Origin of the sequence: Nocardioides secundeburneus, assembly GCF_039939255.1 — a bacterium.
Taxonomy (GTDB): Bacteria; Actinomycetota; Actinomycetes; order Propionibacteriales; family Nocardioidaceae; genus Nocardioides.
Map to the genome: position 1 here is coordinate 492032 of NZ_JBDUUE010000005.1, position 21356 is coordinate 513387.

Consider the following 21356-nt stretch of genomic DNA (forward strand, 5'->3'; position numbering starts at 1 on the left):
TCATCGGCCGTAGAGCGGCGCGGGTTGGACGCCGGCCACGCCGAGGTCGGGGCGGAGCCACCGGTCGTAGGAGGCCTGCCAGCGACCGTCGCGGCGCATGTCCTCGAGCACCGTGTTGATCAGCTCGACGAGGTCGCGGTCGTCGGCGTTGACGCCGATGCCGTACGGCTCCTCGGTGAGGAAGTCGGACTTCAGCACCTGGGCGTAGGGGTCCTGGGCGGCCAGGCCGGCGAGCACGGTGTCGTCGGTGCTGACGCCGTCGGCCTCGCCGTTCTGGAACAGCACCATGCAGGCGGAGTTGTCGGTCGAGCTCACCGGCTCGGCCCCGAGCACCTTCTCGATGTTCTCCAGGCTCGTGGTGCCGGACGGCGCGCACAGGCGCTTGCCGGCCAGGTCGTCGATGGTGATGCCCGACCCCTTGCCGACCAGCACCTTCTGACCGGCGCTGTAGTACTCCTGGGAGAACGCGATCTGCTCCCACCGCGCGCAGTTGATGGTCATGTTGCGCGCGACGATGTCGATCGTGCCGTCCTGCAGCAAGGGGATGCGGTCGGCGGCCGTGATCACCTTCAGCTCGACCCGGCGGCCCGGCGCGTCGGGGTCGAAGTCGTCGAAGATCTCCGCCGCGATCGCGTAGACCATGTCGATGTCGAAGCCCTCGATCTGGTTGGTGTTCGGGTTGCGCGCACCCAGCAGCAGCGTGTCGGCCGCGACCCCGGCGATCAGTCGACCGCGCGTGCGGATGTCCGAGACCGCAGGCCCTTCGCCGACGTCGCCGGAGGGCTCGTAGGACCGTAGCTGCGTGCCGTCGTTCGCGCACTCGGACGGCGCCGCGGGCGCTGCGGCACCCGCGGTGGGCGGCGCCGGGGTCGCGGTGTCGTCGTAGCCGCCGCACCCGGCGAGGAGCAGGGCGGCGAGGGTCAGGCCCACCAGGCGCTTCACGAGTACTCCTTCCGCCGGACGCCGATACCTCGGGTCGCGGCCACCGCGGCGAACAGCGCGCCGAGCAGGGTGACGACGGCGAGCCCGACCGAGAGCGCGCCGCCCGACCTGAACCCGTCGACGGCCTCGGCCCCCGACGCGTCGACGACGCCCGCGGCGCTCTCGTCGACGGCGTCGAGCAGGGCGGTCGGGCTGCCCTCGCCCGTCTCGCGGACCCGTGCGACGGCACCGTTCCAGTCACCGGCGTCGTCGAGCTCGCGCACCGCCTCGTGCTGTGCGAGGTAGTCGCGCCACAGCGCGAGCGTCGCGTCGGACGCCGTCTGCTCGACCCGCTCGGCGGCCGGGGCGAAGTTGGCGGTGTCGTAGGCGGCTCCGGAGCCACGGGCGATGAGGTTGCCGGACTCGTAGGCCTTGGCGTCGTTGGCGGCCGTGCGGGCGGTCGCCTCGTCGACGGCCGTGCGGTAGGGGCCGTCGCGGGTGGCGTCGTCGTCGTTGTTCTTCACGACCGCGCGGCCGGCGCTGAGCACCGTGAGCACCAGGACGGCGAGCGCGGCGACCACGAGCCCGACGTTGAAGCGTCGGTGGAAGCGGCGCGCGACCTGACGGTTGACCAGGAACAGCGCGACGAGCGCGAGGGCCCCCAGCCCGAGCAGCCAGAACGGGTGCTGGCCGTGCATCTCGTCCTCGGCCCGCTCGGTGTTGGCGTCGACGAGGGCCTGCGTCAGCTGGACGGCGCCCACGGTCTGGTCGGCCGCGCTGCCGCGCAGCGCCTCCCGGGCCTTAGTGAGGTAGGCGATGCCGATCGGCAGCTGCTGCCGGTTGAGGTCGCGCGCCTGCGAGACGCGGTTGGTGTAGGTCGAGACCGTGCTGTTGAGGTCGGCCAGCACCGCGCGGTCGGCCGGCTGCGCCTCGGCTGCGTCGGTGATCAGGCGCAGGGCGTCGTCGATCGCCTCGTCGTACTCGGCGCGCGCCTCGGCCGGCTCGAGCCCGTCGTAGAGGTAGGAGTTGGTGGCGACCGCCTCGGCGCGCAGCAGCAGCGACTGGATCTGCTGCACCCGCACGACCTGCTCGGTGTTGTCGGCGGCGCGGCCGGCGGCCTGCCACGACAGCACCTGGACGACGGCCGCGGCGATGCCGAACACGAGGCAGGCGGCGACGGCCAGGGCCTGCAGGCGGTTGAGGACCTGCGGGACGTTCTCGGTGAACCGGGCGTCCTGGGGAGCCGGCGCGGCGGCGCCGACCGGGGCCGGCGTCGCGGTCCGCGCCTGGGGTGCGGGTACGGGTGCGCCGGGCGCGGTCTGGCTCACGTCGTCTCCTCGCGCTGCGGGTCGGGGCCATCGGCTTCTCCCCCGATGTCGACCGGCTCAATCTCCGCCAGGTCGTCGGGCTCGAGGACCCGGAGCTGCTCGAGGGACGGGGTCTCGACCTCGCGCAGGCGCCAGGCCTGGCGGCCGATCGAGGCCTCGAGCAGGTTGCGCACGTAGCGCGCGTTGCCGAAGGTGGGTCCGCGATCGACGCCGCCGAGGATGGTGCGCAGACGCTCGAGCACGGCGTCGTCGACGTCGTACTCCGCGCCCCTGGCCATGACCGCGAAGATGTCGACGAGCTCGTCGTCGGTGTAGTCGGCGAACTCGACGTGGGTGCGGAACCGGCTCTCGAGGCCGGGGTTCTCGCCGATGAAGACCGCCATGGGCAGCGGGTAGCCGGCGACGATGACGACGAGGTCGGCGCGGTTGTCCTCCATCTCCTTGACCAGGGTGTCGATGGCCTCGCGGCCGTACTGGTCGCCGGAGAGCGAGTAGGCCTCGTCGATGAACAGCACCCCGCCGATGGCCGAGGCCACGACCTCGGCCGTCTTGGTCGCCGTCTGGCCGAGGTAGCCGGCCACGAGCTCGGAGCGGTCGACCTCGACGAGCTGGCCCTTGCTGAGCAGGCCGAGCGCGGCGTAGATGCCGGCGACCAGCCGCGCGACGGTCGTCTTGCCGGTGCCGGGGTTGCCGTTGAACACCATGTGGCGGGTGATGTCCGGCGTCTTCAGGCCGGCCTCGGCCCGCAGGCCCTCGACCCGCAGCACCGCCGCCTGGCGGTGGATCTCGGCCTTCACGTCGGCCAGCCCCACGAGCTCGTCGAGCTCGGCGAGCAGCTCCTCCACCGTCTTCGCCGGCCTCTCGGGCTCGGGTGCGGGCTCGGGCTCGGCCGGCGTCCCCGGCGGCGGCTGGACGGCGACCGGGGGCTGCTGCTCGCTCGTCGACGGGGCGGAGGGGGCCGCGCCGTCGCCGAGCAGCGAGGGCAGCGGCGCGGTGTTGAGCCCGGCGATCTTGCGCTGGACGACGGAGAGCTGCTCGAGCAGCGACCCGGTGACCTCGTCGCCGAGCGTGGGCGGCGTCGGGCGCTGGGCCGGCGCCTCGGCGAGCTGGGCGGCCGCGGCCGTGACGGCGTTGCCGCTCGATCGCGGGTCGGGCGTGCCGAGGCTCGCGGCGGCGAGGGCGACGTCGCCGAGCGCGGCCGCATAGGCCGGCGCGTGCGCCGAGCCACCCGCGGCGAGCAGGCTCATCGTGGCGGTCTGCGCGACGCGGTAGCGGCGTCCACGGCTGGCGGCGTCGAAGAACGGCTCGGCCGACGACGCCCGGCCGGTCTCGGCGCACCAGTCGACGAAGGCCCCCTTGTTGGGCTCGGCGACGGTGGCGGCGAGGGCCTCGCCCTCGCGGCGGGCCCCGGCCGGGTCGACCCCGGCGCCGGCCGCGACCGTCTCCAGCGCCTCGAGCGCGGCGGCGAGCGTCGTCGTCGTCATGCGTCGTCGTCCTGTCTGATCGAGGTCACCGCGATAGTCGTGGACGTTCTGCACACGTGCGAAAGGTCCACGACTATCGCTGTGGGGCGGCTCATGGCGTCCCGAGCTGGAGGTCGGGGCCGCCGTCGGAGGCGCTGCCGAACTTGGCGTCGAGGAACATGCCGTGCGCGATCAGCGCCTGGGCGTCGGCGCGGTTGGCGGCGTCGAGGATCTTGTCCATCGTGGCCGCGAGCAGCTCGAGCTGCTCGACGAGCACCATGAGCGAGGTCTTGTAGCCGTCGATGGGCCGGGTGTCGGCCCAGTCGCGCGGCAGCCGCAGGTAGGCACCGACGGCCTCGGGCAGGTAGGTCGTCGCCGTCGCCACGACCGAGTAGCCCTCCTGCGAGCCCAGGCCCAGGTTGCGGATGCGCGGCAGCGTGTCGGCGATGGTGCGCGCGATCCGCACCACCCGCGCCGTGACCACGGGCGGGGCGTTGCCCTCGGTGAGCATCGCGTTGACCCGGTTGAGCGAGGCCAGCACGTCCTGCTCCGTCGGTGGGTGCGGTGACGACGTGACGGCGTCGTCGGGGCCGCCTCGCCGCCGGCGCCACCAGTCCCTCAGTCCCACGCCCCGGTCAGCTCAGGGGCTGGTTCGACAGGTCGAGCGTGCCGGCGGCGTTGCGCTGGTCGTGCTGTTGGACCCGGGCGAGGTACTCCTGCGACTTCTCGACCTCGGTCGACAGGGCGCCGATCGTGGTCGACATCGAGTCGAGCGCCTTGAGCTTGAACTCGTCGATGGAGTCCATGGTGGCGTAGATGTTGGCGAAGGCGGCCTGCAGCTGCTCGATGCCGATGGTCGAGCTGGCGGCCTGCTCCTGGATGGCCGCGCTGTTCTCCTTCAGCATCTCCGAGGTGCGCTGGATCATCCCGGACGTCGTGGTGTTGAGCGCGGTGATCTGGTCGAGCACCAGCTTCTGGTTGCCGAGCGCCTGGGCCACGATGACCGCCGTGCGCAGCGCCGAGATCGTCGTCGTCGACGCCCGGTCGACGCCCTTGATGAGCTCGATGTTGTTCTTGATGATGATGTCGATCGCCAGGTAGCTCTGGATCGACACGGCGAGCTGGGTCAGCAGGTCCTGGTGCTTCTGGCGCACGTAGAACAAGACGTCCTGGCTGAGCGCCTTGGCCGCCTCGGGGTCGCTGAGCTCGAGCTCGGCGATGCGCGCGGAGAGCTTGGCGTCGAGGCGCTCGGCGACGTAGACGTACTGGTTGAGCCGGCCCATGACCGCCCACAGGTTGGTCTTCTCGAGGTTGAGCGCGACGTTGTCGCGCTGCAGCTCGTCCTGGCCGTTGCGCAGGCTGTGCAGGATGCCGTTGAGCTGGGTCTGCGCCGACTGGTACTTGCGGAAGTAGTCGGTGATCTTGTCGCCGAACGGCAGCAGGTCGAGCCAGCGCTTGGCCCCCGTGGCCTGGCTCGGGTCGAGGTCCTCGACCGTGCGCCGCAGCTCGAGCAGGGTCTTGCCGACCGCGCTGCCCTGGCTGATGCCGCCCTCCTTGAGCGCGGTGACCGGCTTGTCGAGCATCCGGTTGGAGGTCTCGGCGGCCTTGCGGATGTCGGCGTCGCCCATGGTGCGCACGTTCTCGGCCTGGGCCGCGAACTCGGGGCTGCCGGCCTGGGTGCTGGTCAGCGCGGTCATGAACCCGTCGACCTTCGCGTCGAGCTCGGGCATCGCCTCGGCGGCGACCGGGGGCGCCATCCTCGGCGCGGCCGTCGTGGCGACGGCGGCGACCGGCTCGGGCGCCGTCAGGGTGACGACGGGGTCCGGCGGGGCGAGGGGCTGGACGGCCGGTTCGGGGGTGCCTGCGCTCATGGCAGCGCAGTCTGTCACCTGCGGCGCCCGGCGTCTCGCACCGATCGGGCCATGGCGGAACCGGGAGCTCAGGAGTAGCGGTGCGACTTGGCCGCGTGGCCCTTCTCGCGCGTGCAGGTGCGGCCGCTGATGTTCTTGTGCCCGCACAGGGCCTCGGCGTCGGCGCCCCCGTCGAGGGGTGAGGCGACCGGTGCCGGCTGGGCCGCCTTCTTCGCCGGCTTGGCGGGGGCGGCCTTCGCAGGCGCGGCGGGGGCCTGGCCGGCGGCAGCGGCGCGGGCACGGGCGTACTTGGCCTCGCGCATCGCGCGGAGCTCTTGGGCACTGGTCATCGGGCGATCACGTGACGAACCCTAGACGCCGCCACCGACAACCGGCCCGTCGGCGCTCAGCGCTTCACCCGGAACGTCGTCGACGCGACCGGGCCGACGCCGATGGCGTTGCTCGCCGTGACCTTGACCGTGCAGGTGGCTCGCTTCGTCCGCCCGAGGGCGACCGTCGCGGCACGCCGGCCGGCGGGGATGGTCCGGGCGAGCTTGACCGAGCCCGCGCACGTCACGCGGACGGCGTACGAGCGCACCGGCACGTCGGAGTTCGCGACCGCCGGGCGCCAGCTGACCGTGCGGCGGGCCGCCTTCTTGCCACCGGAGACCTTCAGCCCGGTCACCCTGGCCGGAGCGGTGTAGGGACCGAGCGGGCGGTGGACCGAGACCGCAGCGGTGTAGGCCTGCGTGGCCATGTCGGCGCGGTTGGTGACCAGCGAGCCGGTGGGACCGAGGTCGAGGCCCGACAGGTCCCCGAGCCCGGACCGGGTCCCGGCCAGGACGGCCGTGGGCGTCGCGTTGCCGGTCGCGCCCGGGGCGAAGGCCAGGATCCGCTGGTTGCGGAAGCGCGGCTCCAGCGTGTCGGGGAGCACGTAGAACTCGGTCGTGCCGACCACGATCGCGCCGCGCCGGTCGAGGCCGACACCCGTGGTGTAGCGGTCGGCGTCCGAACCGAGGCCGGTGCGGCTGCCCGCCAGGTAGCGCTGGGGAGCGAGGCCGGGGGTGTTCGTGCTGTCGGCACCGGCAGCGAAGACCGAGACCCAGTTGCGGCCGGAGAGCACGATGCGTCCCGCCGGGTCGGCGTCGATCGCCTGCGGCTCGAAGATCTGGGTCGCGGTGTCCGAGCCAGCGGCGAGGTAGCGCTCGCGCACCGTGTCGCCGGAGCGCAGGTCGTAGAACTCGACCGCGTTCGAGTCGTTGTCGACGATCGCGACCTGGCTGCCGACAGCGGTCAGGTCGAGTGGCGTCCCGAGGCCGAGGTCGCCGGCGGCGTAGGTCACCGGCGGCGTCGCGGCCGCCGGGCGCACGACGGTGACCTCGGGGTCGACGCCGCCGTCGCGGCTGATCACGTAGATCCATCCGGCCTCGTCGACCGCGAGGCGCGCCGCCGAGCGGGTCGCCGCGAAGCCCAGCGAGACCGAGCGCACCGGCGTCGCGTTGCCGCGCGCACCGGGGGCGAAGACCCGCACGGCGTCGGGCGTCAGCACGTAGATCCGCCCACTCGGGTCGGTGTCGACGTCGACGGCGGCGGTGATGCCGGTGGCAGCGCCCGAGATCACGACCGGGGCGCGGTCGACGCGGATCGTCGGCGCGGCGGCCTCGGCCGCCGGGAGCGTGGACAGGAGCAGGGGCGCGGCAGCAAGGGCTGCCCAGCGGCGGATTCGCACGTCGGCAGGCTAGGCCTCCGGGCACGGGTCGCGTGGCCGAATGCGCCGACCTCTGCCGGGTGCCGCCGGACCAGGTCGCGGACCTCGTCGAGCCCCGCGCCGGTCGGGCTCAGCGCACGTCGTCCGGGGCCCCGGGCACGACGGGCACGCGGACGTCGACCAGCAGGAACGGCAGCATGGCCTGGGCGATCGGGCCGATGGTCAGGGCGAAGAGCACGGTGCCGACGCCGACCGCGCCGCCGAGTACGAACCCCAGCACGACGACGGTGATCTCGAGGCCGGTGCGGACGGCGCGCAGCGACCAGCCGGTGCGGCGGGCCAGGCCGGTCATGAGGCCGTCGCGCGGACCGCGGCCGAGCTGGGCGCCGATGTAGAGCGCCGTCGCGAAGCCGCACAGCACGACGCCGCCGACGGTGAGCGCGAGGCGGGCGGCAAGGGCGTCGGGGGAATCGAGCAGGCCGAGCGAGGCGTCGGCCGAGATGCCGACCAGGATCGCGTTGGACACGGTGGCGAGGCCGGGCACCTCGCGCAGCGGGATCCAGAGCAGCAGCACCACGAAGCTCACCGCCACGACGGCCTGGCCGAGCGTGAGCGGCACGTGCCGGATGAGTCCGGACTCCATCGTCGACCACGGCGCCAGCCCGAAGCGCCCGCGCACCATGAGCGCGATGGACAGGCCGTAGGCGACCAGCCCGACGTAGAGCCGGACGAGCCGCTCGGGCAGGCGCCCGGCACGCAGCTGGGCGACGGGGCCGAGGTCGGCGAGCGCCGGCCGGGGCCGGGTCGAGGAGGACGGGGCGTTGGTCACGTGCTCCAGCATGGTCTCGATTGGCCTGGTCCTGAATAGCCAATCGTGCCAGAGTGGACTGCATGACGCAGTCCATTTCCGCGGCGAGGGTGGCCGCCCTGGTCGACGGCTTCGACCGCTCCCCCGCCTACGTCGGCCTCGCCGACACACTCACGCACCTCATCGGCGACGGCCGCATCGGCCTCGACGTCCGGCTGCCGAGCGAGCGCGACCTGACGACGGCGCTCGGCGTCTCGCGCACCACGGTCACCCGCGCCTACACCCTGCTGCGTGACAGCGGCTACGCCGAGGCCCGCCGCGGTTCCGGCACGTTCACCCAGGTGCCCGGCGGCCGCTCGCGCGCCCACGACCGGGCGCTCGTCCCCGGCACCGGCGACCCCGACGCCATCGACCTCAACTGCGCCGCGGCCTCGGCGCCGCCCGGCATCGCCGCCGCCTACGCCGACGCCGCCACCGACCTGCCGGCCTACCTGGGCGGCCACGGCTACTTCCCGGCCGGCCTGCCCGCGCTGCAGACCGCGATCGCCGAGCGCTACACCGCCCGCGGGCTGCCCACCGACCCCGGCCAGGTGATCGTCGTCGCCGGCGCCCTCGCCGCCGCGGCGCTCGTGGCCCAGGCGCTCAGCGGCCCCCGCGACCGCGTGCTCGTCGAGTCACCCACCTACCCCAACGCCACCCAGGCGGTCGCCACCAGCGGCGCCCGGCTGCGCGCCGTCCCGGTCGACCCCGACGGGTGGGACCTCGACGCCGTCGGCGCCGCCCTCGACGACGTCCGCCCCACGCTCGCCTATCTCATCCCCGACTTCCACAACCCCACCGGGCACGTGATGAGCGAGGCCGACCGCACGACGTACGCCGCCCACCTGCGGCGCACCGGCACGGTCGCCGTCGTCGACGAGGCCCACCAGGCGCTCGCGCTCGACGGGCAGCAGATGCCGCGCCCGTTCGCGGCCTTCGACGCGCGCACGATCACCCTCGGCAGCGCGAGCAAGTCGCACTGGGGCGGGCTGCGCCTCGGCTGGGTGCGCGCCCCGCACGACCAGGTCGAGCGGCTCACCCGCGCCCGCCTGGGCCTCGACCTCGGTGCCCCGGTGATGGAGCAGCTCGTGCTGACCCGCCTGCTGGCCGACGACGCCGTCGTCGAGGTGCACCGCGAGCGGTTGCGCGAGCAGCGCGACGCGTTGGTCGCCGCGGTCGCCGAGCACCTGCCCGAGTGGCGCTTCCACCGCCCCACCGGCGGCCTCGCGCTGTGGTGCGAGCTGCCCTCGGCCCGCGGGACCGCGCTCGCCACCGAGGCCGAGCGGCGCGGCGTCGTCCTGGCGCCGGGGCCGGCGTTCGCCGTCGAGGGCGGGCTCGACCGCTTCGTCCGCATCCCCTGGTCGCGCCCGCCCGCCGAGCTCGAGGAGGCGGTCCGACGCGTCGCCGGTGCCTGGGACGCCGTCCGCGACCGCGACCCGGCCGGCGTCCGTCGTCCGTCGCGCGTGATGGTGGCCTGACCCCACGCCGCGATAGTTCGACACTCAGTCGACCTCCCCGGGTGCGCCGGACGTCGACTGAGTGTCGAGCTATCCCCCGCCGGGGCCCTCAGACCAGGTCGATCGAGCGCGCGGAGTGGGCACTCATGGCGGACTCGATGTCGGCGAGGACGTCGGCGGCGATGGCGGTGTCGACCGAGAGGGCGACGAGCGCCTCGCCGCCCTTGGCGTTGCGCGAGACCTGCATGCCGGCGATGTTGACGCCGGCCTCGCCGAGCACCCGGCCGACGGTGCCGACCATGCCCGGGCGGTCGTGGTAGGCGAAGAACGCGAGGTGGTCGGTGGGCTCGAGGTCGATGTCGTAGCCGTTGACCTCGACCAGGCGCTCGCGCTGGTTGATGCCCACGAGCGTGCCCGAGACCGAGACCTGCGAGCCGTCGGCGAGCGTGCCGCGGATGGTGATGAGGTTGCGGTGGTCGGGGCTGTCGGTCTCGGTCAGCAGCCGGACGGCGGTGCCGCGCTCGGCGGCCAGCAGCGGGGCGTTGACGTAGGAGACGTCGTGCTCGACGACGTCGGTGAAGATGCCCTTGAGCGCCGCGAGCTCGAGCACCTTCACGTCGCTCTCGGTGATCTCGCCGCGCACCTCGACGTCGACCTGCTGGGCGACCTCACCGGCGACGCCGGTGAAGATGCGGCCGAGCTTCTCGGTGAGCGGGATGCCGGGGCGGACGTCCTCGGCGATCACCCCGCCCTGCACGTTGACGGCGTCGGGCACGAGCTCGCCGGCCAGTGCCAGGCGCACCGACCGGGCGACCGACAGGCCGGCCTTCTCCTGCGCCTCCTCGGTGGAGGCGCCGAGGTGCGGCGTCGCGACGACGTTCTCGAGCTCGAACAGGGGGCTGTCGGTGCACGGCTCCTGCGCGAAGACGTCGAGGCCGGCGGCGGCGATCTGGCCGGTCTTGAGCGCGTCGTAGAGCGCGGCCTCGTCGACGATGCCGCCGCGGGCGGCGTTGACGAGCACCAGGCCGGTCTTGGCCCGCGCGAGCTGGTCGGCGCCGATGAGGCCGACCGTCTCGGGCGTCTTGGGCAGGTGCACGCTCATGAAGTCGGACTCGGCCAGCAGCGTGTCGAGGTCGACCAGCCGGACGCCGACCTGGGCCGCCCGACCGGCCTGCACGTAGGGGTCGTAGGCGATGACGGTCATGCCGAACGCGGCGAGCCGCTGCGCGACGAGGACGCCGATGCGCCCGAGCCCGACGACGCCGATCGTCTTCTCGTACAGCTCGGTGCCGGTGTAGCGCGCCCGCTTCCACTCCCCGTTGCGCAGCGCCGCGTGCGCCGGCGAGACGTGACGCGCGGCCGCGAGCATCAGCGCCACGGCGAGCTCGGCGGCCGAGACGATGTTCGAGGTCGGCGCGTTGACCACCATGACGCCGGCGAGCGTCGCGGCCCGCACGTCGACGTTGTCGAGCCCGACACCGGCGCGCGCCACCACCTTGAGCCGCGTGGCGGCGTCCAGCGCCTCGGCGTCGATCCGGGTGGCCGAGCGCACCAGCACCGCGTCGGCGTCGACGATCGCGGCGAGCAGCGCGACCCGGTCGGAGCCGTCGCAGTGGCGGATCTCGAAGTCGGGACCGAGCGCCTCGACCGTGGCCGGACTGAGCTCCTCGGCGATCAGCACGACGGAGCGGTCGGCGCGGCTGGCGGGAGAGATCACAGCGTTCCTCGCGGGGGTGGGGACGGCGGGTCGGCGCACGTCGCTGTGCGTGCGCCACCGTACACGGATGACGAGCGTGTTAACGGCCGGTCCGGCGGCCGCCCGGAAACCCGCTCGCGCCCGTGCCGCGACCGGCGTAGCGTCGACGTCGTCCTGCCCCCGACGTCTGGCGCCGACTTGAAGCTCTGAGGCCGTCCTCAACGCCCTCGACCCCCGAAGGGGAGCTTCCGCATGCCATCACCCACCTCCGTCATCAGCCTGTCCGGCGTCACCGTCACCTGGCCCGACGGCACCCCGGCCCTCCGCGGCCTCGACCTCCTCGTCCCGCCGGGCCGCTCCGCGCTGGTCGGCGTCAACGGCGCAGGCAAGTCGACGGCGCTCCGGGTCGTCGCGGGCGAGCTCGCGCCGACGTCGGGTCACGTCGTGGTCGCCGGGCGGGTCGGCTACCTGCCTCAGGACCTCACCCTCGACGTCGACCGCACCGTCGTCGACTTCCTCGGCATCGCCCCGACCCTCGCGGCACTGCGGCGCGTGGCCCGGGGCTCGGTCGAGCCGGCCGACTACGACGCGGTCGGCGACGACTGGGACGTCGAGGAGCGCGCCGTCGCGGCGCTGGCCCGCCTCGGCCTGCCGGACGACGTCCTGCACCGTCGGCTCGGCGAGCTCTCCGGCGGCGAGGTGGTGCAGCTCGGCCTGGCCCGGCTGGTGCTCGACCCGCCCGACGTCCTGCTGCTCGACGAGCCGACCAACAACCTCGACGCCGCCGCAAGAGCCCGGCTGGTCGACCTCGTGCGCGGGTGGTCGGGCTCGCTGCTCGTCGTGAGCCACGACCGCGAGCTGCTCGAGCACGTCGACCGCATCGGCGACCTGCGCGACGGCGCGGTGCGCTGGTACGGCGGCGGGTTCAGCTCCTACCTCAAGCAGGTCGAGGCCGAGCAGGCTGCCGCCGAGCAGGCGGTCACCACCGCGAGGGCCGACCTGCGCCGGCAGCACGCCGACCGCCAGGAGGCCGAGCGCGTGCTGGCGCAGCGCAAGCGCTACGGCAAGAAGATGTCCGAGCAGAAGCGTGAGCCGAAGATCGTCATGGGCGCCCGCAAGCGCGCCCAGCAGGTCTCGGCCGCCCGGCACCGCGCGCTCCACGACGACCGCCTCGACGCGGCCCGCGACCGGTTGGGCGAGGCCGAGTCACGCCTGCGCACCGACCGCGGGATCCGCATCGCCCTGCCCGGCACCGAGGTCCCACGCGGGCGGGTCGTGATGACCACCCGCGACCTCGTGCTGCGCACCGGCGTCGAGGTCGCCGACGGCGAGCTCGACGTCTCCGGCCCCGACCGCATCGCCGTCGTCGGCCCCCACCGGGCCGGCCAGACCACGCTGCTCCGCACGATCACCGGCGCCCTGCCGCCGGAGCGCGGCGAGGTCGACGTCCGGGTGCCGCTCGGGATGCTGCCCCAGCGCCTCGACGTGCTCGACGACGACCGCACCGTCTACGAGAACGTGCAGGCCGCCGCCCCCGACGTCGACCGGACGACGGTTCGCTCCGCGCTGGCCCGGTTCCTCTTCCGGGGCGAGCGCGCCGACCACCCGGCCGGCACGCTGTCCGGCGGGGAGCGGTTCCGGGCCGCGCTGGCCACGGTGCTGCTCGCCGATCCCGCGCCGCAGCTGCTGCTGCTCGACGAGCCCACCAACAACCTCGACCTCGCCTCGTACGACGCCCTCGTCTCGGCGCTGGCCGACTACCGGGGTGCGCTGGTCGTGGTCAGCCACGACCGCACGTTCCTCGACGACGTCGAGGTCGACCGGACCGTGGAGCTGGTGGATCGCTGATCGAGCCTCCCCTTTGCTGGATCACGCTGGCCCGGTCGAGAGATCGGCTGCGGAGGGTCTCGACACGCGGGTTCGCCGGGGTGCGAGCAACCTCGCCCCCGCCGACCGCTCGCTCGACCACCATCAGCAGCGCGGGCCGGCGCGAGCGCCGTCCGCGCTGCTAGTCCCGCTTCGAAGGCATGAGCCGGGCGAGGGTCTCCTGGGCGGTGCGGCGGATGCGGCCGCGGTCGTCGGGCTTCTCGAGGTCCTGGGTCAGCCACACCATGCGCTCGACCCGGCGCTTGAGCTCGAAGGTGTTGAACGGCTTGGTCAGGTAGTCGTCGGCGCCGGCCGCGAGACCGAGGTCGACGTCCTCGAGCAGCGAGTTGGCCGAGACGAGGAGGATTGGCAGGCCCTGGCGCTGGGCGTCCGCGCGCACCCGCGAGACGACCTCGTGGCCCTTGAGGCCCGGCATCGTGACGTCGAGCAGCGCGAGGTCGATCTCGCCGTGCAGGCAGATCTCGAGCGCGGCCGTGCCGTTGCTCGCGAGCGCCACCGTGTGCCCCTCGGACTCCAGCGCGACCTGCAGCACGAGCTGCATGTCCGGGTCGTCGTCGGCCACCAGGATCCGTGCCATCGTGCTCTCCCCTTGCGGCCCTCCCCTGAGCCGCTCCCGCAGCAGGGTGCCACCGGATCTCGGATCTGTCAGGAGAACAGCGCCTGTCCGACGAACTCGCCCTCGCCGATGCCGGGCGGGACGGCGAACAGCGCCGACCCGGTGACCTTGAGGTACTCCATGAGCGCGTCGGCCTTGGCCATCGCGTTCTGCACCGGGATGAAGTGGGTGGCCGGGTCGCGCACGTAGGCGATGAAGAACAGTCCGGCGTCGAGGCTGCCGAGCGGGGTGGAGCCGTCGACGAAGTTGTAGCCGCGCCGCAGCATCCGGGCCCCGCCGAACGAGTCAGGGTGGACGACGCGCCCGTGCGCGTCGACGGGGATGGTCGGGGCCGTGCCGGTGACCGCCTCGAAGTCGGGGGTGTCGAACTCGCCGCTCGCGCCGAGGGGTGCGCCCTCGCCCTTGGTCCGCCCGACGAAGAGCTCCTGGTCGGCGAGCGGCTGGCGGTCCCAGAGCTCGATGGTCATGCTGATGCGGCGCGCGCACAGGTAGGACCCGCCGGCCAGCCACGCCCCGGCGGCGTCGTCGTCGGCCCCGACCCACACGTGGGTGTCGACCTCCGAGGCCTCCTCGGCCTTGAGGTTGGCGGTGCCGTCCTTGAAGCCGAACAGGTTGCGCGGGGTCGCCTGCGTCGTCGAGGTCGACGACGTGCGCCCGAACCCCAGCTGCGACCACCGGACGGTGGCCCGGCCGACGGCGATGCGGGCCAGGTTGCGCACGGCGTGCACGGCGACCTGCGGGTCGTCGGCGCAGGCCTGGATGCACAGGTCGCCGTCGCTGATCGCCGGGTCGAGGACGTCGGCCGGGAAGTGCGGCAGCCGCTGCAGCGAGGCCGGACGCCGACCGGCGAGCCCGAACCGGTCGTCGAAGAGCGACGGGCCGAACCCGACGGTGATCGTCAGCCGCGACGGCGGCAGCCCCATCGCCTCGCCGGTGTCGTCGGGCGGCAGCGCGGGGTCGCCCTCGACCGGGCCGACCTCGCCGGCCGCCTCGCCCCGGGTGAGGCGCTCGGCGGCCGCCGTCCAGTCCTGGAGGAGCGAGACCAGCTCGGCGCGGTCGGTGGTGGTGACGTCGAAGGCCGCGAAGTGGAGCCGGTCCTGGGCCGGGGTGACGATGCCGGCCTGGTGGGCGCCGCGAAAGGCGTAGGACGCCGGACCGGCGGCGCCGTCGGCGCCCTCGGCTCCGGCCGTGGCGTGGCCGACGCCGAACGCACCGGCCACCCCGGCGGCGGCCACGCCACCGCCGAGGAGCCCACGTCGGGAGATCCGCGCTGCCATGCCGGCCTGCCTCAGACGACCGCGGCGGTGAGCCGCCCGAGCGGGTCGGACAGCGCGTTGACGGCGTCGGAGAGGGCCTTGACCTCGGCGGGGGTCAGCTGGTCGTAGGTCTTGAAGCCGTCGCCGACCCGCTGCGCGTCGAGCAGGGTCTGCAGCTCGGCGAACCGGGAGGTGAGCGTGGCGGCGAGGTCGGGGTCGTTCTTCTCCACGATGGGCTGCACGCCCTCGTAGCCGACGCGGGCGCCGTCGACGTTGGCCTGGAAGTCGTAGAGGTCGGTGCGCGACCAGTACTCCTCCTCGCCGGTGACCTTGCCCTTGGCGACCTCCTCGAGCAGGCCGCGCGAGCCGTTGGCGACCTGGTCGATGGTGTAGTCGAGCTGCTGGATCTCGGTGTCGAGCGTCTGGGTGTTGGCGAGCAGGTCGTCGGCGTACTGCGCGCGCTGGGCCGGCGTCATGGCCCGGTACTTCTCGGCGCGGGCCGGCCAGAGGTCCTTCTCGATGCGGTGCCAGCCGGTCCACTCCTGGCCGGGCTCGAGGTCGGCCTCGCGGAGGTCCATCTTCGGGTCGAGGTCGCCGAACGACTCGGCCACCGTCTCGATGCGCTCCCAGTGCTGGCGTGCGACCGGGTAGAGCGCCCGCGCGGCATCGTCCTGGTCGCCGGCCTTGTAGAGCTCGACGAACTCGGCGGTCTTCTCGAGCAGCTGGGCCGACTGGTCGCGCACGTAGAGGCGGTAGCCGGCGAGCGCCTCGTCGACGAGCTGCTGGTCGGAGGCGCTGAGCTCCTCCTGGCCGTCGTCGGACGCCGTGACGCTGAAGGCGGCGCGGATGCCGTCGCCCTTCATGCCGGGCTTGCAGGCGGTGACGTAGTCGCCCTCGGGGGCCTTGACCGTGAGCGAGCGGGAGATGCCGGGGCCGATGTTCTCGACCTCGCCGAGGATGCGCAGGCCGTCGGAGCCGAGCACGTAGAACTCGGTGACCTCCGAGCCGGTGTTGGTGACCTCGAACGTGAGGGCGCCGGCCGGGGCGGTGGTCCCCGAGACCTCACAGGCGTCGTCGGAGGCGGACACGGTGAACGAGCGGGCGTCGCCACCGCTGCCGCCGTCGGCGCCGGCGGTGTTGTCGGTGCAGGCGGCGAGGACGGGGGCGGCCAGCACCAGGCCGGCCACGAGCAGGGTCTTGCGCACGAGGGTCCTTCGGTTCGAGATCTCGGACGAGATCGGTCGGGTCAGCGCGCCGAGACGGGCGCGGCAGCGGGAGCGGAGGCGGCCTTGCGGCGGCGGACGCCGAGCACGAACAAGGTCATGACGGGCACGGCGTAGAGCACCCAGGCGGCGGCCTCCAGCCAGGTCGTCGCCGGTGAGAAGTTGAAGACGCCCTTGAGCACGGTGCCGTACCAGGACGTCGGCTCGATCGTGTCGGAGACGTCGAAGGCGAGGTTGCCGAGGCCGGGCAGGACGCCGGCCTCCTGCAGGTCGTGGACGCCGTAGGCCAGCACGCCGGCAGCCACGATGATCAAGAACCCGCCGGTGTAGGTGAAGAACGCCGTGAGGTTGATGCGCACGGCGCCGTGGTAGAGCAGCACGCCGACGACGACGGCCGTGAGCAGGCCGAGACCGGCGCCGAGCAGCGGCTGCCAGGTCGGGGTGATGCTGCCGACGGCCTCGCGCGTGCCGGCCTGGGTCGCGGCCCACAGGAAGAGCGCGGTCTCGAGGCCCTCGCGGCCGACGGCGAGCATGGCGACGACGACCAGCGACCAGCGACTGCCCTCGGCGGCGGCGTCGATCTGGCCGCGCAGCTCGCCGCTGATGCTGCGCGCGGCGCGCGCCATCCAGAAGATCATCCAGGTCACGAAGCCGACCGCGACGATGGACAGGCTGCCGCCGATGAGCTCCTGGGCCTCGAAGCTCAGCCCGCGAGGTCCGTAGGTGAGTGCGGCGCCGAACGCGAGGCTCACCGCGACCGCGACGCCCACCCCGGCCCAGATGCGCGGCACCAGCTCACGTCGACCGGTCTTGACGAGGTAGGCGACCAGGATGGTGACCACCAGGGCCGCCTCCAGCCCCTCGCGCAGGCCGATCAGGTAGTTGCTGAACACAAGCGCCGATCGTACGCCTGTTGCTGAGGCTTACCTAACGTGAAGCGCGTCACGCCTGCCAGAGGCCGAGGCGGCGTCCGAGCGACTCGCCGAGCTCGCCGGAGTAGGTCGAGGTCAGGTGGCTGCCGTCGAGGTAGGGAATGACGTCGCCGATCACCGCCGCGCACCGGCCGCGCCAGCACAGCCACGGCCGCGGGTCGACGACGGCGACGCCCGACCGCCACGCCGCGCGCTCGGAGGCGTCGGCGTCGGCCTCGTGGTCGGGCTCGGGCGTGAACAGGCAGTCTCCGAGGTCGGGGTCGTCGCGGGTCAGGCAGGTGCCGAGCACGAACCCGGCCCGGGGCACGTCGCGGATGAGTCGGAGGTCGTCGGTGTGCGGCGCGAGCCGGGCGAAGGTCGTCGTCCACGCCTGCTCGAGCACGTCGGCCCGGCGTGGGTCGTCGACGCCGACCTCGCCGGCGCCGTCGGCCCCGGTGAACACCGTGTCGTCGGGACCGGTGCTCGCGAGCACGGTCATCGCCGGGTCGAGCTCGGCGACCTGGTCGAAGGCCCACTCGCGGAAGTCGTCGCAGTCGTCCCACGGACCACCGGTCACCGGCGCGGACACCGTGACCGACGCCGCGGTGCACTCGGGCTTGACCAGGTAGTAGGTCCGGTAGCCGGCGCGGGTCGCGATCTTCTCGAAGGCCGTGATCCACATCCGGGCGTGGGAGTCGCCGATGACGACGATCGTGCGGTCGGCGTCGGTGTCGCCGCGGGCGCAGAGCTCGCGGACGCCGGCCGGGCTGTAGTCGCACTCCCCCACCCCGGCGATCGAGTCGGGCAGCTCGAGCCGGCCGGGTCGCAGGTCGGCCGGCACCGGCCGGCCCTGCTCGCCGGCGTAGACCGAGGCCTGCACGAGGGCGACGATCGGATCGGGGCTGATGTCGACCTCGGGGTCGTCGGTGACCCCCGACTCGGCCAGCGTGACCGCCGGGCCCTCGCCGTAGGTCGCCACCCGGGCGTGGGCGTAGGACCACCCGATGGCACAGGTCAGGGCGAGCACCCCGACCGAGGCGGGGTAGAGCGCGAGGGCACGTGGCCGCGGGAACCGGACGGCGCTGCGCCACGGCTGCTCGACGAAGCGGTAGGTCACCGCGGCGAGCGCGAGCACGATGAGGGCGAGGTCGAGCCGCGCGAGGGGCGAGGCCTCGCCGTAGCGGGCCTCGAGGATCACCAGCAGCGGCCAGTGCCACAGGTAGAGCGAGAACGACCAGTCACCGATGGCCCGCATCGGCCGCACGCCGAGCAGGCGCTGCACGCCGACCGGCTCGTGCTCGTGGCCGACGCCGGCGAGCAGCACCATGGCCGTCGCCAGCACCGGGACGGCGACCAGCTCGGCCCGCGCCTGCGTGCCGTGGTGGAACGTGGTGACCACGAGCCCGATGCCCACCACCCCGGTGAGCGCGAGGAGTCCTCGAGCGCGCGGCGACAGCGGCGCCGCGACGCGGGCGCCGACGAGCGCGACGAGGGCACCGACCCCGAGCTCCCACGCCCGCGTCGTCGCGGAGAAGTAGGCCAGCAGCGGCTCGGTGCGCGAGAGGTGGACGGCGTGGGCGAACGAGGCCGCGACGAGGCCGAGCAGCACGACCAGCAGCGGCACCAGGCTGGGCCGGTCGCGGGCACGACGGCGTCCGAGGAACCCGACGCAGAGCAGCACCAGCAGCGGCCAGACGACGTAGAACTGCTCCTCGACCGCCAGCGACCAGTAGTGCTGCAGCGGGGAGGTCAGCTGGTCGCGGCTGAAGTAGTCGGCGCCGACCTGGGCGAAGCGGACGTTGGCGGCGAACAGGGCCGCCCACCCGGCGTCGCGGACCACCTCGAGCGACTCGGCGGCACCGAGCAGCATCGAGGCCAGGGCGACCGTGACGACGAGCACGAGCGTCGACGCCGGCAGGATCCGGCGCGCGCGGCGGGCGTAGAAGCCGCCGATCGAGACCCGCCCGGTGCGGCGTGCCTCGCCCACGACGAGCTGGGTGATGAGGAAGCCCGACACAACGAGGAAGACGTCGACCCCAAGGAACCCGCCCGGCAGCCCGGGCAGCCCGTAGTGGCCGGCGACCACGGCGAGCACGGCGACGGCCCGCAGGCCCTGCACGTCGCCGCGGTAGCGCGGACGGTCGGGCTTGCCCGACCGCTCCGACATCGTGCTCCCCGCTCCCACTGAACTGACCGACCTCAGGCTACGAGGCGCGCCGCGGTCGATCGGGCAGGCACGCCGCCCCCACGGCGATCGAGGTGCGAGCGCAGCGAGACGACGGCGCTGATCGAGGTGCGAGCGAAGCGAGCCTCGAGATCACCCACCCACCACACCCGGACCGACCACGGCCAGGAGGCCTCGAGGCTCCTCGCAGGGCTCGTCGCACCTCGACCAACGTCCCGGGGCGACCCTGAGACGTCTCGGGGTCGGACGCCGGGGTCCGGGTCAGCACTCTCCCCGATGTGGCCGACCCGTCCGTCACGACAGGCTCCGGGCCATGATCACCGTCCAGCACCTCACCCGGACCTACGGGTCCTTCACGGCCGTCGACGACGTGTCGTTCACCGCCGCCGCAGGCCGGGTCACCGGCTTCCTCGGTCCCAACGGGGCCGGCAAGTCCACCACCATGCGCGTCCTGGTCGGGCTCACGCCCGCGACCAGCGGCACCGCCACGATCGGCGGACGACGCTTCGCCGACCTGCCCAACCCCGGCCGCGAGGTCGGCGTCCTGCTCGACGCGTCGGCGCAGCACGCCGGGCGCACGGGCCGCGAGATCCTCACCCTGGCCCAGCGCACGCTCGGGCTGCCGGCCTCGAGCGTCGACGCGATGCTCGAGCGGGTCAGCCTGACGCCGTCCGAGGCCGAGCGGCGGGTGCGTCACTACTCGCTCGGCATGCGGCAGCGCCTCGGCATCGCCGTCGCGCTGATCGGCGACCCCGCGTCGCTGGTCCTCGACGAGCCGGCCAACGGCCTCGACCCGGCCGGCATCCGCTGGATGCGCGACCTGCTGCGCGACTACGCCAACGCCGGCGGCACGGTGCTGCTGTCCTCGCACCTGCTGCACGAGATCGAGGTGGTCGCCGACGACCTCGTCGTCATCGGCAACGGCCGCATCGTCGCCTCGGGCACCAAGGCCGAGCTGCTCGCCGGCTCCGGCACCCTCGTGCGGGCCCGCGACCTCGACGCCCTGTCGCGGGCGCTCACCGAGTCGGGCCTGTCGTTCAGCCCGCTCGACGGCGGCTTCCGCGCCGACGCCGACGCCGAGGTGGTCGGCAAGGTGGCCCACACCGCCGGCGTCCCCCTGTACGAGCTGCGCCCCGCCGAGGGCGCGGGCCTCGAGGAGATGTTCCTCGAGCTCACCGCCACCACCCAGCGTGAAGGAGTGGCCGCATGAGCAACGCGACCCTGACCCCCGAGACGAGCCGCCCGACGTTCGCCCCGATCCCGTTCTCGCGGATCGTGTCGGTCGAGCTGCGCAAGATGTTCGACACCCGCTCCGGGTTCTGGCTGATGTCGAGCATCGGCATCCTCGCCGTGCTGGCGACCGCGGCCGTCGTCCTGTTCGCCTCGGACGACGACCTGACCTACGACACCTTCGCCGCGGCGATCGGGATCCCGATGGCGGTGCTGCTGCCCGTCGTCGCCGTGCTGTCGGTGACGAGCGAGTGGAGCCAGCGCACCGGGCTGACGACCTTCACGTTCGTGCCCGGTCGCGGCCGGGTGATCGGGGCGAAGCTGGTCTGCTCGATCGGCATCGGCGTCGTCTCGATGCTGCTGGCCGCCGGCGTCGGTGCGCTCGGCAACGTGGTCGGCTCGGCGATCGCCGGCGTCGACACGGTCTGGAACGTCAGCGCCGCCGACCTCGGCTCGATCATGCTGGGCAACGTCCTGGGCCTGCTGATCGGCTTCATGCTCGGCATCGTGCTGCGCAGCTCGGCCGCGGCCATCGTCGGCTACTTCGTCTACGGCTTCGTGCTGGTCGGCATCACCTCCGCGCTCGCCGCGGCCCAGGAGTGGTTCGCCGACCTGCAGCCGTGGGTCGACTTCAACTACGCGCAGGGCAACCTCTTCGCCGGCGCCCCGTCGCTCGAGCAGTGGGCCCAGCTCGGGGTGACCGGGTTCGTGTGGCTCGTCGTCCCCCTCGCGATCGGGCTGCGCCTCGTCATGCGCTCCGAGGTGAAGTGAGCAAGCC

Annotated in this window: 18 protein-coding genes; 4 read left to right on the forward strand and 14 right to left on the reverse strand. The window is 73.5% G+C overall.

Features of this window, described 5'->3' with window-relative positions; translation table 11 throughout:
• The 8 genes from ABFT23_RS16105 to yczE all read right to left on the reverse strand — a co-directional run bounded on the left by ABFT23_RS16105 (position 1) and on the right by yczE (position 8099).
• Complete coding sequence (locus ABFT23_RS16105; protein ID WP_347896938.1) at positions 1-942, reverse strand: glutamate ABC transporter substrate-binding protein; 942 nt, start codon at positions 940-942, stop codon at positions 1-3.
• Entirely contained in the window at positions 939-2249 is a 1311-nt protein-coding gene (locus ABFT23_RS16110; RefSeq protein WP_347896940.1) for a hypothetical protein, read from the reverse strand. Before ABFT23_RS16110 ends, ABFT23_RS16105 begins: the two co-directional genes overlap by 4 nt.
• Positions 2246-3733: an AAA family ATPase gene (locus tag ABFT23_RS16115; protein WP_347896942.1), complete on the reverse strand. Its 1488-nt coding sequence runs from the start codon at positions 3731-3733 to the stop codon at positions 2246-2248. Before ABFT23_RS16115 ends, ABFT23_RS16110 begins: the two co-directional genes overlap by 4 nt.
• Positions 3734-3824: 91 nt before the next feature.
• Positions 3825-4340, reverse strand: coding sequence for a hypothetical protein (locus ABFT23_RS16120; RefSeq protein ID WP_347896944.1), 516 nt, complete (start codon positions 4338-4340; stop codon positions 3825-3827).
• A gap of 7 nt (positions 4341-4347) precedes the next feature.
• The gene (locus tag ABFT23_RS16125; RefSeq protein WP_347896946.1) at positions 4348-5583 is read right to left on the reverse strand and encodes a toxic anion resistance protein; all 1236 of its coding nucleotides are present in this window, start codon (positions 5581-5583) and stop codon (positions 4348-4350) included.
• A gap of 68 nt (positions 5584-5651) precedes the next feature.
• Complete coding sequence (locus ABFT23_RS16130; protein WP_347896948.1) at positions 5652-5912, reverse strand: hypothetical protein; 261 nt, start codon at positions 5910-5912, stop codon at positions 5652-5654.
• 56 nt (positions 5913-5968) lie between these two features.
• Positions 5969-7291, reverse strand: coding sequence for an NHL repeat-containing protein (locus ABFT23_RS16135; RefSeq protein ID WP_347896950.1), 1323 nt, complete (start codon positions 7289-7291; stop codon positions 5969-5971).
• Positions 7292-7400: 109 nt separating this feature from the next.
• Positions 7401-8099: a membrane protein YczE gene (gene yczE / locus ABFT23_RS16140; RefSeq protein ID WP_347896952.1), complete on the reverse strand. Its 699-nt coding sequence runs from the start codon at positions 8097-8099 to the stop codon at positions 7401-7403.
• Positions 8100-8161: 62 nt separating this feature from the next.
• Between yczE and yczR the strand changes: the two genes are divergently transcribed.
• A complete protein-coding gene (gene yczR / locus ABFT23_RS16145) occupies positions 8162-9595 on the forward strand; it encodes a MocR-like transcription factor YczR (protein WP_347896954.1) in 1434 nt (477 codons plus the stop codon).
• A gap of 88 nt (positions 9596-9683) precedes the next feature.
• On the opposite strand, the gene serA is transcribed toward yczR, so the two are convergent.
• Positions 9684-11291: a phosphoglycerate dehydrogenase gene (serA, locus tag ABFT23_RS16150; RefSeq protein ID WP_347896956.1), complete on the reverse strand. Its 1608-nt coding sequence runs from the start codon at positions 11289-11291 to the stop codon at positions 9684-9686.
• 231 nt (positions 11292-11522) lie between these two features.
• On the opposite strand from serA, the gene ABFT23_RS16155 reads away from it, so the two are divergent.
• Positions 11523-13118 (forward strand): ABC-F family ATP-binding cassette domain-containing protein, encoded by a 1596-nt coding sequence (locus ABFT23_RS16155; RefSeq protein ID WP_347896958.1) that lies wholly within the window; start codon positions 11523-11525, stop codon positions 13116-13118.
• Positions 13119-13278: 160 nt separating this feature from the next.
• Here ABFT23_RS16155 and ABFT23_RS16160 read toward each other — a convergent pair whose 3' ends face one another.
• The 5 genes from ABFT23_RS16160 to ABFT23_RS16180 all read right to left on the reverse strand — a co-directional run bounded on the left by ABFT23_RS16160 (position 13279) and on the right by ABFT23_RS16180 (position 19330).
• Positions 13279-13734, reverse strand: coding sequence for a response regulator (locus tag ABFT23_RS16160; protein ID WP_347896960.1), 456 nt, complete (start codon positions 13732-13734; stop codon positions 13279-13281).
• 68 nt (positions 13735-13802) lie between these two features.
• Entirely contained in the window at positions 13803-15050 is a 1248-nt protein-coding gene (efeB, locus tag ABFT23_RS16165) for an iron uptake transporter deferrochelatase/peroxidase subunit (RefSeq protein ID WP_347896962.1), read from the reverse strand.
• Positions 15051-15061: 11 nt separating this feature from the next.
• Positions 15062-16234, reverse strand: coding sequence for an iron uptake system protein EfeO (efeO, locus tag ABFT23_RS16170; RefSeq protein ID WP_347896964.1), 1173 nt, complete (start codon positions 16232-16234; stop codon positions 15062-15064).
• A 41-nt stretch (positions 16235-16275) separates the two neighbouring features.
• Positions 16276-17145 carry an iron uptake transporter permease EfeU gene (gene efeU, locus ABFT23_RS16175; RefSeq protein ID WP_347896966.1) on the reverse strand — a complete coding sequence of 290 codons (870 nt, stop codon included), beginning with the start codon at positions 17143-17145 and terminating at the stop codon, positions 16276-16278.
• A gap of 49 nt (positions 17146-17194) precedes the next feature.
• Entirely contained in the window at positions 17195-19330 is a 2136-nt protein-coding gene (locus ABFT23_RS16180; protein ID WP_347896968.1) for an acyltransferase family protein, read from the reverse strand.
• A gap of 331 nt (positions 19331-19661) precedes the next feature.
• On the opposite strand from ABFT23_RS16180, the gene ABFT23_RS16185 reads away from it, so the two are divergent.
• Both ABFT23_RS16185 and ABFT23_RS16190 read left to right on the forward strand, forming a co-directional pair.
• On the forward strand, positions 19662-20558 hold the full coding sequence (locus ABFT23_RS16185) for an ABC transporter ATP-binding protein (RefSeq protein WP_347896970.1): 897 nt from the start codon (positions 19662-19664) through the stop codon (positions 20556-20558).
• Positions 20555-21349 (forward strand): ABC-2 transporter permease, encoded by a 795-nt coding sequence (locus ABFT23_RS16190; protein WP_347896972.1) that lies wholly within the window; start codon positions 20555-20557, stop codon positions 21347-21349. The genes ABFT23_RS16185 and ABFT23_RS16190 overlap by 4 nt, the downstream gene beginning before the upstream one ends.
• Positions 21350-21356: the final 7 nt, after the last annotated feature.